Annotated in this window: 17 protein-coding genes; 2 read left to right on the forward strand and 15 right to left on the reverse strand. The window is 67.7% G+C overall.

Annotated elements, in window-relative coordinates; translation table 11 throughout:
* Positions 1 to 14: 14 nt before the first annotated feature.
* The 4 genes from C566_RS0119115 to C566_RS0119130 form a co-directional block, all read right to left on the reverse strand.
* The gene (locus tag C566_RS0119115; RefSeq protein ID WP_018775967.1) at positions 15 to 794 is read right to left on the reverse strand and encodes an enoyl-CoA hydratase; all 780 of its coding nucleotides are present in this window, start codon (positions 792 to 794) and stop codon (positions 15 to 17) included.
* Between the two features lie 69 nt (positions 795 to 863).
* Positions 864 to 1,823, reverse strand: coding sequence for a 3-hydroxyisobutyrate dehydrogenase (gene mmsB / locus C566_RS0119120; protein ID WP_018775968.1), 960 nt, complete (start codon positions 1,821 to 1,823; stop codon positions 864 to 866).
* Positions 1,816 to 2,943 (reverse strand): enoyl-CoA hydratase/isomerase family protein, encoded by a 1,128-nt coding sequence (locus C566_RS0119125; protein ID WP_018775969.1) that lies wholly within the window; start codon positions 2,941 to 2,943, stop codon positions 1,816 to 1,818. Before C566_RS0119125 ends, mmsB begins: the two co-directional genes overlap by 8 nt.
* On the reverse strand, positions 2,943 to 4,442 hold the full coding sequence (locus C566_RS0119130) for a CoA-acylating methylmalonate-semialdehyde dehydrogenase (RefSeq protein ID WP_018775970.1): 1,500 nt from the start codon (positions 4,440 to 4,442) through the stop codon (positions 2,943 to 2,945). The genes C566_RS0119125 and C566_RS0119130 overlap by 1 nt, the downstream gene beginning before the upstream one ends.
* A 131-nt stretch (positions 4,443 to 4,573) precedes the next feature.
* Here C566_RS0119130 and C566_RS0119135 point away from each other — a divergent pair, with 131 nt between their 5' ends.
* A complete protein-coding gene (locus tag C566_RS0119135) occupies positions 4,574 to 5,380 on the forward strand; it encodes an exodeoxyribonuclease III (RefSeq protein ID WP_026266859.1) in 807 nt (268 codons plus the stop codon).
* Positions 5,381 to 5,411: 31 nt separating this feature from the next.
* Positions 5,412 to 6,323 (forward strand): hypothetical protein, encoded by a 912-nt coding sequence (locus C566_RS0119140; RefSeq protein ID WP_018775972.1) that lies wholly within the window; start codon positions 5,412 to 5,414, stop codon positions 6,321 to 6,323.
* 3 nt (positions 6,324 to 6,326) lie between these two features.
* Here the strand turns inward: C566_RS0119140 and C566_RS0119145 are convergent, their stop codons facing one another.
* The 11 genes from C566_RS0119145 to C566_RS0119195 all read right to left on the reverse strand — a co-directional run bounded on the left by C566_RS0119145 (position 6,327) and on the right by C566_RS0119195 (position 14,269).
* Entirely contained in the window at positions 6,327 to 7,394 is a 1,068-nt protein-coding gene (locus C566_RS0119145; RefSeq protein ID WP_018775973.1) for a LacI family DNA-binding transcriptional regulator, read from the reverse strand.
* 109 nt (positions 7,395 to 7,503) lie between these two features.
* Positions 7,504 to 7,758, reverse strand: coding sequence for a hypothetical protein (locus tag C566_RS0119150; RefSeq protein ID WP_018775974.1), 255 nt, complete (start codon positions 7,756 to 7,758; stop codon positions 7,504 to 7,506).
* A gap of 10 nt (positions 7,759 to 7,768) precedes the next feature.
* Complete coding sequence (locus C566_RS0119155) at positions 7,769 to 8,668, reverse strand: carbohydrate ABC transporter permease (RefSeq protein WP_018775975.1); 900 nt, start codon at positions 8,666 to 8,668, stop codon at positions 7,769 to 7,771.
* On the reverse strand, positions 8,665 to 9,702 hold the full coding sequence (locus C566_RS0119160) for a carbohydrate ABC transporter permease (protein ID WP_026266860.1): 1,038 nt from the start codon (positions 9,700 to 9,702) through the stop codon (positions 8,665 to 8,667). Before C566_RS0119160 ends, C566_RS0119155 begins: the two co-directional genes overlap by 4 nt.
* 7 nt (positions 9,703 to 9,709) lie before the next feature.
* The gene (locus C566_RS0119165) at positions 9,710 to 10,993 is read right to left on the reverse strand and encodes an ABC transporter substrate-binding protein (protein WP_018775977.1); all 1,284 of its coding nucleotides are present in this window, start codon (positions 10,991 to 10,993) and stop codon (positions 9,710 to 9,712) included.
* Positions 10,994 to 11,260: 267 nt separating this feature from the next.
* Complete coding sequence (locus C566_RS0119170) at positions 11,261 to 11,872, reverse strand: hypothetical protein (RefSeq protein WP_018775978.1); 612 nt, start codon at positions 11,870 to 11,872, stop codon at positions 11,261 to 11,263.
* Positions 11,869 to 12,528, reverse strand: coding sequence for a DUF6286 domain-containing protein (locus C566_RS0119175; protein ID WP_018775979.1), 660 nt, complete (start codon positions 12,526 to 12,528; stop codon positions 11,869 to 11,871). The genes C566_RS0119170 and C566_RS0119175 overlap by 4 nt, the downstream gene beginning before the upstream one ends.
* Positions 12,525 to 12,908, reverse strand: coding sequence for a hypothetical protein (locus C566_RS0119180; RefSeq protein WP_018775980.1), 384 nt, complete (start codon positions 12,906 to 12,908; stop codon positions 12,525 to 12,527). Before C566_RS0119180 ends, C566_RS0119175 begins: the two co-directional genes overlap by 4 nt.
* The gene (locus C566_RS0119185; RefSeq protein WP_026266861.1) at positions 12,905 to 13,096 is read right to left on the reverse strand and encodes a hypothetical protein; all 192 of its coding nucleotides are present in this window, start codon (positions 13,094 to 13,096) and stop codon (positions 12,905 to 12,907) included. Before C566_RS0119185 ends, C566_RS0119180 begins: the two co-directional genes overlap by 4 nt.
* Positions 13,093 to 13,614 (reverse strand): Asp23/Gls24 family envelope stress response protein, encoded by a 522-nt coding sequence (locus C566_RS0119190; RefSeq protein ID WP_018775982.1) that lies wholly within the window; start codon positions 13,612 to 13,614, stop codon positions 13,093 to 13,095. Before C566_RS0119190 ends, C566_RS0119185 begins: the two co-directional genes overlap by 4 nt.
* Before the next feature lie 196 nt (positions 13,615 to 13,810).
* Positions 13,811 to 14,269: a hypothetical protein gene (locus tag C566_RS0119195; protein WP_018775983.1), complete on the reverse strand. Its 459-nt coding sequence runs from the start codon at positions 14,267 to 14,269 to the stop codon at positions 13,811 to 13,813.
* Between the last annotated feature and the right edge of the window lie 88 nt (positions 14,270 to 14,357).

Raw genomic sequence — 14,357 nt, forward strand, 5'->3', positions numbered from 1 at the left:
CAGGCCGGCACCGCTTAGCGGTGGTTGAACTCCGGCTGCCGCTTCTCGGTGAAGGCGGCCATGCCTTCCTTCTGGTCCTCGGTGGCGAACAGCGAGTGGAACACGCGCCGTTCAAACAGCACGCCCTGGGCAAGCCCGGTCTCAAACGCGGCGTTCACCGCTTCCTTGGCCACCATCGCCACCGGCTTGGATTTGGACGCGATCACCTCGGCGGCCTTCAGCGCCTCCGCGACGACGTCCGCGGCGGGGACCACCCGGGAGACCAGGCCCGCGCGTTCGGCCTCCTCGGCGTCCATGAAGCGGCCGGTCAGGATCATGTCCATCGCCTTGGACTTGCCCACCGCGCGGGTCAGGCGCTGCGAGCCGCCCATGCCGGGGAGCACGCCAAGGTTGATTTCCGGCTGGCCGAACTTGGCGTTGTCCCCGGCGATGATGAAGTCGCACATCATCGCCAGCTCGCAGCCGCCGCCGAGCGCGAAGCCGGACACGGCTGCCACGACGGGGATGCGGAGCCGGGTGAAGTCCTCCCAGCCGCGGAACCAGTCCGCCGCGTACATGTCCATGTAGCCCTTGGACTGCATTTCCTTGATGTCCGCGCCGGCGGCGAAGGCCTTCGCCGAACCGGTCACCACCACGGCACCGATACCCGCGTCCGCGTCCATCCCGGCGACGGCCTTCACGAGTTCGTCCATCGTGGCCTTGTTCAGGGCGTTGAGGGCTTCGGGCCGGTTGAGCGTCACGAGGCCCACGCGGCCGCGGCGCTCCACCAGGATGTTTGCGTACTGTTCCGTCATGGGTGGTCCCCTTAGGTGGTGCTCGTCTGGTTCTGGTTCTGTTGTTGCGGGTAGAGCCCCGGTCCGGGGCTAGTGCGCTGCCGTGCCGGCTTCTGATGTGCCTGCTTCCGACTTTTCACGGATGTCGGTGATGATGCCGGAGAAGTCCCGGCCGGCACCGCCTTCCGCGGCAAAGGTATCGTAAATTTCGGCCGCGAGGGGGCCGAGCCGGGCCGCGACGCCGGTGCTCTGCAGCGCGTTGAGGGCCAGGTTGAGGTCCTTGGCCATGAGCGCCCCGGCGAAGCCCGGCTGGTAGTCCCGGTTGGCGGGGCTCGTCGGGACGGGACCGGGCACGGGGCAGTTGGTGGTCAGCGCCCAGCACTGTCCCGAGGCGGCGGAGGCCACGTCGAACAGTGCCTGGTGGGTCAGGCCGAGCTTCTCGCCCAGCACAAAGGCCTCACTGACGGCGATCATCGAGACGCCCAGGATCATGTTGTTGCAGATCTTGGCCGCCTGGCCGGCACCGTGCGCGCCGCAGTGGACCACCCGTTTGCCCATGACTTCCAGCAGCGGGTGGACGGCCTCGAAGTCCTCGGGGAGGGCCCCGACCATGAACGTGAGCGTGCCGGCCTCGGCGCCCACCACGCCTCCGGACACGGGGGCGTCGACGGCACGGTGACCGGCCGCGACCGCGAGTTCTGCGGCCTCGCGGGCCTCGTCCACGTTAATCGTGGAACAGTCCAGGAACATGGTGCCCGGGGCGGCCGCTTCGAGCAGGCCGGGCGCGCCGCCCGTGCCGCGGTAGGCGTCAAGGAGGTGCTTGCCGCTGGGCAGCATGGTCAGCACGACGGCGGCGCCCGTCGCCGCCTCGACAGCCGTCCCGGCAGTGGGAATACCGTGCTCCCGGGCGGCGTCCAGGGCCGCGGGCACGACGTCGAAGCCGGTCACCCGGTAGCCGGCCTTGACCAGGTTGACGGCCATGGGGCCGCCCATGTGGCCCAGGCCGAGGAAGGCGATGGTGCCGGTTTCCGGGGCTCCTGCGTCAGACATTGTTCTTCTCCTTGTTCTTCTCCTTCGGAGAGAGCATCAGTTCGCTCCCGCCCAGCGGGGCGAAGTAGGCCGCGACGTCCGTCCCGGTCACCTCGGCGAGGGTGGCGGGCTTCCAGCGGGGATTGCGGTCCTTGTCCACCACCTGGGCCCGGATGCCTTCGCGGAAGTCGGGGCCGGCGAGGAAGCGCAGGCCGACGCGGTACTCCTGCTCCAGCGCCTGCTCCAGGCTCAGTCCGCGGACCCGGCGCAAGGATGCCAGCGCCACCTTGACCGCCGTCGGCGACTTGGCCTCGATGGTGTCCGCGGCTGCGGCGGCCTCCCCGCCCCGCACTCCGCCAAAGGCCCGCAGCCGGCGCAGAATCTCCTCGGCGTCGTCGCTGGAGTAGCAGGCGTCAATCCACTCCTGCTGTCCGGCCAGGACTGACGTCGGTGCCGGTTCGGCGAAACGGGCGACGGCGGCCTCCGCCGCCTCGGTTTCGAGCGCGGCCGCCAGTTCCGGCAAACGGCCGGAGGGCACGAAGCAGTCGGCGAGGCCCAGGAACAGCGCGTCCGCGCCGCTCAGGTGGGCACCGGTCAGGGCCGCATGGGTGCCGGTCTCACCCGGCGAGCCGGAGAGCAGCAGGGTGCCGCCGACGTCGGGAACAAACCCGATCGTCGTTTCGGGCATGCCCGTGCGGGTACGTTCGGTGACGATCCGCAGGGACCCGTGCGCCGAGATCCCGACGCCGCCGCCCAGAACCAGCCCGTCCATGAACGCGACGTACGGCTTGGGGTACTCGGAGATGAGCAGGTTCAGTCGGTACTCGACCGCCCAGAAGTCCGCGGTGGCATCCCCGCCGTCGAGCATGTCCCGGTATATGGCCACGATGTCACCGCCGGCGCAGAGGCCCCGGTCGCCGGCGCCGCGGACCAGCACCGCGGCGACGGCGTCGTCGTCGGCCCAGCGCGTGAGCTGTTCGAGCATCGCGGCGGCCATGCCGGCCGTCAGGGCGTTGACGGCCGCGGGCCGGTTGAGGGTCACGACGCCGAGGCGGCCGCGCCGTTCAAACGTCACGTCCCCGGTCAAGGGTTCGCCGGCCGCTGCTCCGCTGACCGCTTCCCGCGAAGCCTCCGCCCCCATCAGCTGCCTTCCGGCATGATGAAGCTGGCGCCCTGGCGGATGCCGGAGGGCCAGCGGCTGGTGACCGTCTTGGTCTTGGTGTAGAAGCGGAAGGCGTCGGCCCCGTGCTGGTTGAGGTCGCCGAATCCGGACGCCTTCCAGCCGCCGAAGGTGTAGTACGCGATCGGCACGGGGATGGGGACGTTGATGCCCACCATGCCCACCTGGACCCGGCTGGCGAAGTCGCGGGCGGCGTCGCCGTCGCGGGTGAAGATGGCCACGCCGTTGCCGAACTCGTGTTCGCTGCAGAGCCGGAGCGCCTCGTCGTAGTCTTCGGCGCGGAGCACGCTGAGGACCGGGCCGAAGATTTCCTCCTTGTAGATCTTCATGTCTTTCGTGACGTTGTCGAAGAGCGTGGGCCCGACCCAGAAGCCGCCGTCGTAGCCTTCCACCTTCAGGCCGCGGCCATCGGTGACGAGGCTGGCGCCTTCGTCGACGCCGGAGGCGATGTAGCCTTCGATCCGCTCCTTCGCGGAGGCCGCCACCACCGGGCCAAAGTCGGAATCCTTGGCAAGGCTGTGGCCGACCTTGAGGCCGGCGATCCGCTCCTGCAGTTTCTCCACGAGGACGTCCGCGGTTTTCCGGCCGACCGGAACGGCCACCGAAATCGCCATGCAGCGCTCGCCCGCGGAGCCGAAGCCTGCCCCGATGAGGGCGTCCGCGGCCATGTCCAAGTCCGCGTCGGGCATGATCACCATGTGGTTCTTGGCGCCGCCGAAGCACTGCGCGCGCTTGCCGTTCGCCGCGGCGGTGGCGTAGATGTACTGGGCAATGGGCGTGGAGCCGACGAACCCGATGGCCTGGACCCGGGGGTCTTCCAGCAGCGCGTCCACCGCTTCCTTGTCCCCGTTGACCACGTTGAACACGCCGTCGGGGAGGCCCGCCTCGGTGAAGAGCTCGGCCAGCCGCAGCGGCACGGAGGGGTCCCGTTCGGAGGGCTTGAGGATGAAGGAGTTGCCGGCGGCGAGTGCGGGCCCGGACTTCCAGAGCGGGATCATGGCCGGGAAGTTGAACGGAGTGATGCCGGCGACGACGCCGAGGGGCTGGCGCATCGAGTGCACGTCGACGCCGGTTCCGGCGTTGTCCGAGAACTCGCCCTTGAGCAGGTGCGGCGCGCCGGCGGCGAATTCGACGACTTCGATGCCGCGCTGGATGTCGCCCTTGGCGTCGGGGAAGGTCTTGCCGTGCTCGGAGGACAGCAGGGTGGCGAGCTCGTCCATGTGCTCGTTGACCAGGTCCACGAACTTGAGCAGGATCCGGCCGCGCCGCTGCGGATTCATCGCAGCCCATTCCACCTGCCCCTTTTCGGCGCTGGCAATCACATTGTGCACTTCCTCCGTGCTGGCCAGCGGCAGCCGGGCCTGGACCTCGCCGGTGCAGGGATCATAGACATCGCTGAACCGGCCGGAGGTGCCGTCAACCCGCTGCCCGTCAATGTAATGGGATAGTTCTCGAACCATGACCGAATGCTCCTTTGCATGTGACCTAGATCATCTCTGAAGCCGAATATACTCGGACTTCCTACTAATTTCCAGAGGACGGAGCCGGCCGGCTGCTTCGTCCGGGGGCCAAGTTCGGTAAGTTAGGGACTGTGAAGATTGCTACTTGGAATGTGAACTCGCTCCGTGCCCGCGCCGACCGTGTGGAGGCCTGGCTTCAGCGCACGGACTGCGACGTCCTGGCCATCCAGGAAACCAAGTGCAAGGACGAGAACTTCCCCTGGGAGCTCTTCGAGAGCATGGGCTACGAGGTGGCGCACTTCGGCCTGAGCCAGTGGAACGGCGTCGCGATCGCCTCCCGGGTGGGGCTCGACGACGTCGAACGCACCTTCCTGGACCAGCCCGTGTTCGGCAAGAGCGGCAAGGACGCCGTCCAGGAGGCCCGCGCCATCGGCGCCACGTGCGGCGGCGTCCGGGTCTGGAGCCTCTACGTCCCCAACGGCCGCGCCCTCGACGATGAACACATGCCCTACAAGCTCAACTGGCTGGACACCCTGAAAACCCACGCCGGCACCTGGGTCAAGGAGGACCCCCAGGCTCAGATTGCGCTGATGGGCGATTTCAATATCGCACCCCTGGATGATGACGTCTGGGACATCGACTACTTCCGATCCGAGGGCCTCACCCACGTCAGCGAGCCTGAGCGGGCCGCCTTCCACGCCTTTGAGGAGGCCGGCTTCCAGGATGTCGTCCGCCCGCACACCCCCGGGCCCGGCGTCTACACCTACTGGGATTACACGCAGCTCCGCTTCCCCAAAAAGGAGGGAATGCGGATCGACTTCATCCTCGCCTCCCCGGCCCTGGCGGCACGGGTCACCGGTGCGATGATCGACCGCGAGGAGCGCAAGGGCAAGGGCGCCTCGGACCATGCCCCGGTGATTGCGGAACTGGCGGACTGATGGCTGCCGCCCAGGGAAGCGTCGTGATCCAATGACGGGGAGCATCTACCACGGACAGGCCGGGCTGCCGTTCTCTTCCGCGCTCCGGATCTACGAGCCCCTCGAGGCGTTCCCCGAGCAGCAGCAGGAAACCCTGAGGGCCGCCGGCGCCGGCCAGGCGTCCCGCGCGGCTGTGGAGAACGCCGAGCTGCTGGCGTCCCTGGGCCGCATCACCCGGCCCGACGGGGACCCGTTTCCCACCGGCCGGACCGATCTGGTGCGCGTTGTTCCAGCTCCGGCCAGGCGGGCGTCGTCCGGCGCAGCGCACGAGGGCGCCGAGTCCGGGACTGCCGCCGCCGCGCAGGCCGACCGGTTGCTGTACTGCCCCAGCCAGCTGGTCCTCCGCGCCGGGCTGGCCGCCAATGCGCTGATGGAAGGCATCCACGGGCCCCTGGCCCAGCTGCTGATCCCGGAAGAGCAGCGGGACAAACACCAGGAACGCATTGATGAGGTGCGGGCCCACGATGGCCTGAGCCGGGTCCACACACGGGCGTCCACGTGGGGCATCCCCTTCAGCTGGTTCTGCCTCTTCCAGGAATCGGATCCCACCGACGTCGTCGAAGCCGAGGGCCACATTGTCACGGTCCGCATCCGTGCGGGCATCGGCAAGGCACTGGAAAGGGTGAGCTACGCGGTGGCGCACCTGGCCCTCGCCGCGCCCGATCTGGACATGCTCGAGGACCTGACCCAGCTCACGGAATGGCTTGAACTCTTCCACCCGGATTCGGCTGTGGAACTCGATTACGGCGGGGTGGCGGACAAGGTCTATCCGGATGATTCGCCGCTGGATGTGCGCCTCGGCATCGAGTGCCTGGCGGAGGGGGACATGACCGGCGCCGCCGCGGCCTACCGCCGGCTGGCCTCGCGCTGGGTGCCGATCCGCCAGCTCGCCCGCGCGTCCTAGCCGCTAGCGGAGCCGCGCGGACTGGCGCAGCGGCGGCGCCGTCGTCGTCCGGACGATCAGCCGGTGCGGCGCCACCGCGGACTGCACGGAACCGGCGATGCCATCGAGCTCGTCCAGCAGCATTTTGGTGCCAAGTTCGGCCTGCTGGTCCGGGCGCTGCCCGACCGTGGTCAGGCCCATGGCCTCGGCGAAGTCGTGGTCGTCGATGCCGATGACCGACAGGTCCTCCGGGACGCGCACACCGGCTTTGTTGGCCTCGAAGATGATGCCCATGGCCATCTCATCGGAGGCGCAGAAGATTGCGGTGGGCTTGGGACCGTCGGCGGCCCAGAGGCGGCGGAATGCCTCCTGCCCGCTGCGCACGGTGAAGTCCCCCCAGAGGTCCCATTCGGTCCGGACGGGCAGCCGCGCCTCGCCCATGATGTCGTGGAAGGCCTGGATCCGGACCCTGGGGACGTCGAAGTTGAGGTCGGTTTCGTCGTCGCCGTGCAGGAGCGCGATGTCCGTGTGGCCCAGCCCGATCAGGTGGCGCACTGCGGTGGCGGCCGCGGCGTAGTCGTCGATGCCAATGTAGGGGCACTCCTCGACATGGCCTCCCACCACCACCAGCGGGATGTCGATTTTCTGCAGATGCTCGATTTCCTCGTGGGTGAGCGCCATGCAGAGGACCAGCAGGGCGTCGATCTGCTTGTAGACCATGGTCTTGCTGAAGAGCCGCTCACGGTGGCTGCCGTGCCCGCCGAGGTTGAAGAGGGACAGGTTGTACTGCCGGGAGTGCAGTTCCCGGTCGGCGCCCTCGATGGCCTTGGAGAAGAACCAGCGGCTGACGAACGGGGCCAGTACACCGATGGTCTTGGTCCGGCCCGTCGCCAGGCCGGACGCCGAGGACGACGCGACGTAGCCCAGGGATTCGGCAATGCCGAGGATCTTTTCCCGGGTCGCCGGGGAAACACGGGGCAGTCCGCGGACGGCCCGGGAGACGGTGGCAGTGGACACGCCCGCGGCGGCGGCTACATCCTCAATGCTGACGCCGGAGTGGCCGCCGCGCTGGGCCCTTTCTGTCCGTGCCACCTGTGCCCCCTTGTAAACGGTCTGTGGAAGCCTGGCGGTTGCCCGCAGACGTGTTGCGTCCGCCGCCCCCGGCGGCTGAATGATCCTGTCCCTGGCGGCTGGCCCCTTGCTAGGCGCGCCGGCTGGCCGTCCGGCGCGGCAACCGCCGGCGCAAGCGGATCATCCCGTAGAGGGCCAGCAGCATGGCGAGCAGACCCAGGGCCCAGCCGAGGGCATCCTGGGCTGTCACTTCCATCCAGACGGTGACCACCAGCAGCACCAAGGCCCAGAAGCCGAGGAACCCGATGATGATGTCGAAGTCCTCGCCGGAGCGCACCTTTCGACGCGTCGCCGGCACGTGGCCCTGGTTCTGCTCGTCAGTCATCATCCCTCAGTCACTTAACCGCGCCGGCCGTGAGGCCCGCGACAATCTTACGCTGGAACACCAGCACCAGGATGACCAAGGGAATGGTCACGATGGTGCCCGCAGCCATGATGGCGGTGTACGGAATCTGGTTCGGCTGCGCACCCGCGAAGCTTGCAATGGCCACGGTGACCGGCTGCGTTGCGTCGGACGAGAGCTGGCTGGCGATCAGGAATTCATTCCACGAGGAGATGAAGGCCAGGATGGCGGTCGTGAAGATGGCCGGGGCGGCCAGCGGCATGATGACCTTCCGGAACGCCTGTCCCTGCGTGCACCCGTCCACCCGCGCCGATTCCTCGAGCTCCCACGGCATCTCCCGGAAGAAGGACGTCATGGTGTAGACGGTCAGCGGCAGCACGAACGAGATGTTCGGGATGATCAGGGCCTGGTAGGTGCCCATCCAGCCGATGTTCGTGAAGAGCTGGAACAGCGGGGTGATGAGGGCGACGCCGGGGAACATGGAAGCCCCCAGGATGAAGCCCAGCACGAGGTACTTGAACTTGAAGTTCAAGCGGGCCAGGGCGTAGGCGGCAAACACGCCGATCACCAGCGACACCAGGGTGACGACGGTGCCGATGAACAGGCTGTTGAGCAGGGCCTGGCCGAAGTGGTTGCCGAAGGACGTGTCGAACGCCGTCTTGAAGTTGTCCAGCGTCACGTGGGTCGGCAGGATCGAGGTGTCGTAGGTGTAGCCGACGTCGCGGAACGCGGTTACCACCATCCAGTAGGCCGGAGCCAGGCACCAGAAGAGAATCACGGCCGCGCTGATGTAAGTGCGGCTCTGGGCCCACTTCTCGCGGTTCTGCGCGGCCTTCCGCCCCCGGTCCTGCTCTGCGCGCAACTCGGTTGCGGCGCTCGTCGCGGCGGTCATTTCTTCCCCTTACCTGCGCCGGTCTGCTGTTCCACGACGTTCGCCCCGAGGAAGCGCACGAAGATGAAAGCCACCAGAAAGATGATGATGAACGTGATGGTGGACAAAGCCGCCGCCGCGTTGAAGCCCTGCCTGATCTGGTTGATCACCAGGATGGACAGCGTCGTGGTGTTGTTCGCTCCGCCCGTCAGGATGTACGGGAGGTCGAACATGCGCAGTGCATCCAGGGTGCGGAACAGGATGGCCACCATGAGCGCGGGCTTGACCAGCGGCAGGGTGATCATACGGAACCGCTGCCAGGCGCTGGCGCCGTCGACCTTGGCCGCCTCATACACTTCAGCGGGAATCATCTGCAGGCCGGCAAGAATCAACAGCGCCATGAAGGGAGTGGTCTTCCAGACATCCGCGATGATCACTGCCCACCTGGCCGGCCATTCGCTGCCGGTCCACAGGACGGTGGTGTTGAAGAGCTTGTTGCCGATGCCTTCGAAGGCGAAGATGAACAGCCACAGCTTGGCCGTCACGGCGGTGGGGATGGCCCACGGCACCAGGACAGCGGCGCGGACCAGGCTGCGGCCCTTGAAGGCACGTGCCATGATGACGGCCATCCAGAAGCCGAGCACAGTCTCCAGTGCCACCGTGACGATGGTGAAGAAGAATGTGGTTCCGGTGGCGGACCAGAACTGCGCGCCCAGGGTTCCCGGCGGGCAGTCAACGGTTCCGCCGGACGGTGCCGGGCATTGCTGGAAAATCCAGTTGTAGTAGTTCGAGAAGCCGGCCGGGCCACCCTCAACGAAGAGACCCGTGGCGGGGTCCAGACCGGCATCCTTCTGGAATGACATCACAATGGCGGTGATGATCGGGTACACGATCACGACCGACAATGCGAGAATAGTCGGCGCCAGCAGCCATGCTGCCCAGCGCCCCTGCGTCGCGATGCGGTTGTCCTCTCCAACACCCTTGGGTGCGTGGTGGATCGGAGCCCCGCCCGACGCCGGTGCCTTGACCGACGTCGGGCCTACTTCAGTTGCCATGATGGACCTACTGTCCCGCGCTAGCGGACTCGATGGACTTCTGCATGTCGGACAGGGCCGCGTCTACGGTCTTCTCGCCCTTGATGGCCGAGTACGCGTTTTCCTGGATGGCCTTGGTGACGGCCGGGTAGAACGGGGTGACCGGGCGCGGCACGGCGTTCTCGATCGAGGTCTTCAGGACCGGCAGGTACGGCAGCTTGGCGACGAGTTCCTTGTCGTCGTAGAGCTTGCCGAGCACCGGTGCGAGCGAACCCTGCGTGGCGAAGAACTTCTGGGTCTCTTCGGTGGTGAGGAACTTCAGGAAGTCCACTGCGGTGGCCTTGTTCTTGGAGTAGACGCTGATCGCGGCGCTGTGGCCGCCGAGGGACGAAGCGCCCGGACCGTCCTTGCCGGGGAGTGCGGTCATGCCCAGGACGTCCTTGACCTTCGAGGAACCTTCGGTGGTGGCCAGGTTGTAGACGTAGGGCCAGTTGCGCAGGAACAGCAGCTTGCCGTCCTGGAACGCCTGGCGGCTTTCCTCTTCCTGGAACGTGATGGCTTCCTTCGGGATTGCGCCGTCTGCGTAGGCCTTGGTCAGGTTGGCCATGCCGGCCTTTGCCTCCGCGGTGAGCAGGTTGGGCTTGCCGTTCTCGTCCAGCACGGCTCCGCCGGCGGAGTTGATTGCCTCGGAGGCGTTGACGGTCAGTCCCTCGTACTTCTTGAACTGGCCCGAGTAGCAGCCGATGTTGTTGGTCTTGGCGATGGAGCACATGCTCATCATCTCGTCCCAGGTCTTCGGGGGCGTGGGGACCAGGTCCTTGCGGTAGTACAGGATGCCGCCGTCGGATGATTCCGGTGCCGCGTACAGCGTGCCCTTGTAGGAAGCGGCATCAACGGTCGGCTTCAGCATGGCCGAGGTGTCCAGCGCCATCTTGTCCTTGAGCGGCTGCAGCCAGCCCTTGGCGGCGAATTCGGCGGTCCAGACGACGTCGACGCTCGCGACGTCGTAGCCCGCGTCCTTGGCCTGGAAGTGCTGGACGAGGTCGTCGTGCTGCTGGTCGGCCTGGTCCGTCTGCTCCTTGAAGGTGACCTTCTCGTTCGGGTGGGCGGCGTTCCACTTCTCGATCAGCGGGCGGACCACGTTGCTGTTGTCCTTGCCCTGAACGTAAGTGATGGGGCCGCGCCCGTCCAGGCCCTGCGAGGCGGCGTCGCTGCCGCTGGTAGTGCCGCCACCTCCGCCGCCACACGCCGAAAGGGTGATAGCCAAAATGCCTGCCGTGGCGACGGGAAGTAGGAAATTGCGGGTTTTCATACTGGAGTGCTCCTCGCTGAGTACCTGTGAAAAACGGCCGTAGTGTTGGCGTGCCGACCATCACAGTAATCAACAGGCAGCCCGGAATGCAAGCGTTTACATGAAACCTTTATGCAAAGGAGATTCCGGGGCCGGCCGTCCAGCCCGGGTGGCCATGCCGCCACCCCGGGCGTCATTCCGGACGATTCAGCCGCCATTCCGGGCGCTCTGGCCGCCGACCGGCTCCGTGGCGCCTACCGGGAAGGCTGCCTCCGCCTCACGGCCGGCTCAGCGGACCCGCTCGGAACGGCCGAACCGCGACCGCGCGCCCGATCCGATGTGGATCAGCACCGGGGTGCGTTTGCCGATCACCGCGTCGAGCGCCTCCACCAGGGCGGAAACTTCGGCGGCGAGCCGGTGCGGGGCGACGCCCTGGCGCGGTTCCACCCGGATCTTGAGGGCCGGCTCCCCGCCGATTTCGTAGGCGGCTACCGTGACGCCGGCCAGGTCGGGCCGGTCCGCGAGCGCCGCTCGGAGCGTCTGCTCCGCCACGCCGCCGCTGATTCCGACGTTGCCGGGCACCTCCCCCGGGTCCTCCTCTGCCACGAGCAGGCTGGTCCGGCCCTTACCCTGTTGGGCAATCCAGGCGATCATCAGGCCAAGCACCACCAGCAGCGCCAGGCAGATGGCAAGCCACAGCCAGCTCCCTTGGCGGCGCGGGAACTGCGTCCGTTCGAACAAATCGAGCCAGAAGCTCAGGACGCCGCCTGCCCACTCATGCCACCACACACCGACGATGGGGACGGTTGCAAGCAAAATCAGGAGGACGCCGATGGCGAGGAGGATGATGCCGAGGATGCCAATCAGTACGCGGTTCAGCACCCGGGGAGTGTTGTTCATGCCCCCACCACCCCTGCCGTGGATACCTGGATCCGCACTTCCGGCATCGGCCAGGGGCGCATTTCCTCAACTTCCCGGCGCACAGCCTCCAGGACGGCGTCCGGGCTCAGCGGCACACCGGAGGTCGGCCGGACGTTGACCGTGATCCGGTTCCGCGACACGACCACCATCACTTGTTCCTTGGCCACGTTGGCGGCCAGCCGGGCCCGGCGCGCCAGGGCAGCGGCGATCACCTCATCGTCCACCACGACGCCGGCCCGGCGGTCCGGGAGCAGGTGGCGTGCCCGCCGGCCGGGCAGCACGGCGTTGAGGAAGAAAAACAATCCGGCCATCGCGACCACGGCGCCCGTGACGCCCAGCAGGAGCGGCGGGATTCCCGCCGGGAGCGCGACCACCCGCTCGGCCGCGGTCTGCGGATCCACGAGCCACGGCGGCTGCCCGATCGCACGGACCCCGGTCTCAAGCAGCGCATAGCCGAACACGGCCATGACCAGGCAGGCCGCGATCACGGACACAACGGCGCGCGAGGTGTGCGTCTCCCGTTTCAATATCCGATCCATGCCCGCGGCGCCGGAACCCAGCGGCGCGCTCCCCGGCACCGCATCGGCGTCGTGCCCGCCGGAGCCCGTTCCGGCGTGTTGGATGTCCTGGCTCAATGTACCCGGCCTCCCCCGCGCACTGCGGCTCCGCTGATGCGGATGTCCACCCGGCTCAGCTGCGCTCCGGTCAGTTCCGTTACGCGGCGCAGGATCTGGGCCTTGGCGGCGACGGCACGTTCCCAGATGGAACCGCCGAATCCGGCGACGCGGCCGGGGTCCCGGACCACAGCGGTGAGGTTCGGGACCGCGACGGGCATGACAAGCGACAGCGCGAGCAGTCCGTCATCGTCCGACCAGTTGGCGCGCACGTCGTGCGCCGGGACACCGAGGGCCTCCCCCGCGGCCGCCCGGGCCACGCTCGTCAGGGCCTGGGTGCTGATGCGGTTGTGCCCGGCCATCGCGGCGCCGGCGATCGGCGCTTCAGCCGTGATGCTCATGAGGAGGAACGCCGGCCTGTGAGGGCGTCAAACACGCTGCGCAGGTCCAGCTTCCCCTCTGCGGCCCGGCCCAGGAGGGCGCCGATGGCCATGAAGAACAGGGCGCCGAGGAAACCCCAGACACCGAACTGGAAGGACATGAAGGCCACGAAGGCGCCCATGGCGATTCCCACTACCGTCAGACTCATTGGATAGCCTCCCTGACTGGCCGGGCCTCGGCGGACGCGGCCGGTTTGGCCGGGCCGGGCACATAAACGTCGTTGATCTCGATATTGACCTCGATCACTTCGAGACCCACGAGTTCCCCGACGGCGGCGTAGACGGCGGCGCGGACCTGGTCCGCGAGGGCCTGCAGGGGCGTGCCGTACACCGCAACAAGATCGATGTCCACGGCGACCTGCGTTTCGCCGACTTCCACGCGGACGCCCGCGGCGTGATCGGCGTTGCCGACGGCGTCGCGGATGGCCCCGAGGGCGCGTGAGGGTCCTGATCCCAACGAGTAGACGCCGGGTACCGATCGGGCGGCGATGCCCGCGACCTTGGCGACGGCGGTTTCCGCTATGACCGTGCGGCCGGTGCCGGCCGGTGCGGACAGACCGTCCGCAGGACTGGCCAGAGCACCAGCCACGGGCTGACCGGCCGCGAGGCCGGCAACGTGCTGACCGGCCGCGGGACCGGCGACGGGTTGAGAATTCTGGTATTCCATAACGCACTCCCCCTTCTCTTTGACACAACCCTAGTCCCTGCTTTGGGGCGCGTGGGGGAATCTTGCGGCGCCCGTTCCCACAGTCCATGCAGGTGGGGGCGGGAACGGGCGACCTGCGGCGGGGGCAGGGCCGGCCGCGTGTCAGCTGCGGGATGCCAGCCGGGAGCCGACGCGGGCGATGGCCTGGCCGAACGCCCTACTTGCAGTTGGTGGTGATCCAGGTCGTGACCGGCGCCATGGCGGCCTGGAGCTTTCCGCTGGAGAAGACCGTCTGGTCGGTGACGCCGGCAACGGCCACCTCCTTGAGGTTGGCGAAGTCGGCCTTGAGGCTGTCCGGGACGCGCTCGGCTGTCTCGGCCAGCTCCGTTTTGAACTGTTCCAGTTCCGCCGTCTTGCCCTGGGCGGCCGACAGCGGAAGGAGCGTGGCGCCGGTTGCCTGCTCCGAAATCTTGGAGCACGCCTCGGCGGCGCTGCTAAAGCCGCCGAACGGTCCCGAGGTCTCGCTGGGGCTCGGCGCAGCGGACGCGGAAGCAGTGGACGAGCCAGTGGCGGACGACGGCGCGCTGCCGGCCTGCGGGGCCGAACAGCCGGTGAGTGCCAGGGCGGCGAGCAGGGCGGTTACGGCGAGAGGGCGGGCAATATTCTTCGAAGTCACGTTGCAGAATCACTTTTCGGTTGAGATTGCGCCGCCTGCCCGGACCGGGCTGCCGGCGGCCTTGGTGTTCTTTCCCCAGCGTGCGAGT

The organism is Arthrobacter sp. 131MFCol6.1 (assembly GCF_000374925.1).
GTDB lineage: Bacteria > Actinomycetota > Actinomycetes > Actinomycetales > Micrococcaceae > Arthrobacter.

Excerpts from the sequence above, each read along its gene's own strand:
- C566_RS0119130 (WP_018775970.1), bottom strand. The coding sequence starts at position 4,442 with ATGGTTCGAGAACTATCCCATTACATTGACGGGCAGCGGGTTGACGGC.
- C566_RS0119190 (WP_018775982.1), bottom strand. The coding sequence starts at position 13,614 with ATGGAATACCAGAATTCTCAACCCGTCGCCGGTCCCGCGGCCGGTCAG.
- C566_RS0119165 (WP_018775977.1), bottom strand. The coding sequence starts at position 10,993 with ATGAAAACCCGCAATTTCCTACTTCCCGTCGCCACGGCAGGCATTTTG.
- C566_RS0119150 (WP_018775974.1), bottom strand. The coding sequence starts at position 7,758 with ATGACTGACGAGCAGAACCAGGGCCACGTGCCGGCGACGCGTCGAAAG.
- C566_RS0119185 (WP_026266861.1), bottom strand. The coding sequence starts at position 13,096 with ATGAGTCTGACGGTAGTGGGAATCGCCATGGGCGCCTTCGTGGCCTTC.
- C566_RS0119180 (WP_018775980.1), bottom strand. The coding sequence starts at position 12,908 with ATGAGCATCACGGCTGAAGCGCCGATCGCCGGCGCCGCGATGGCCGGG.
- C566_RS0119170 (WP_018775978.1), bottom strand. The coding sequence starts at position 11,872 with ATGAACAACACTCCCCGGGTGCTGAACCGCGTACTGATTGGCATCCTC.
- C566_RS0119140 (WP_018775972.1), top strand. The coding sequence starts at position 5,412 with ATGACGGGGAGCATCTACCACGGACAGGCCGGGCTGCCGTTCTCTTCC.
- mmsB (WP_018775968.1), bottom strand. The coding sequence starts at position 1,823 with ATGTCTGACGCAGGAGCCCCGGAAACCGGCACCATCGCCTTCCTCGGC.
- C566_RS0119115 (WP_018775967.1), bottom strand. The coding sequence starts at position 794 with ATGACGGAACAGTACGCAAACATCCTGGTGGAGCGCCGCGGCCGCGTG.
- C566_RS0119160 (WP_026266860.1), bottom strand. The coding sequence starts at position 9,702 with ATGGCAACTGAAGTAGGCCCGACGTCGGTCAAGGCACCGGCGTCGGGC.
- C566_RS0119125 (WP_018775969.1), bottom strand. The coding sequence starts at position 2,943 with ATGGGGGCGGAGGCTTCGCGGGAAGCGGTCAGCGGAGCAGCGGCCGGC.
- C566_RS0119155 (WP_018775975.1), bottom strand. The coding sequence starts at position 8,668 with ATGACCGCCGCGACGAGCGCCGCAACCGAGTTGCGCGCAGAGCAGGAC.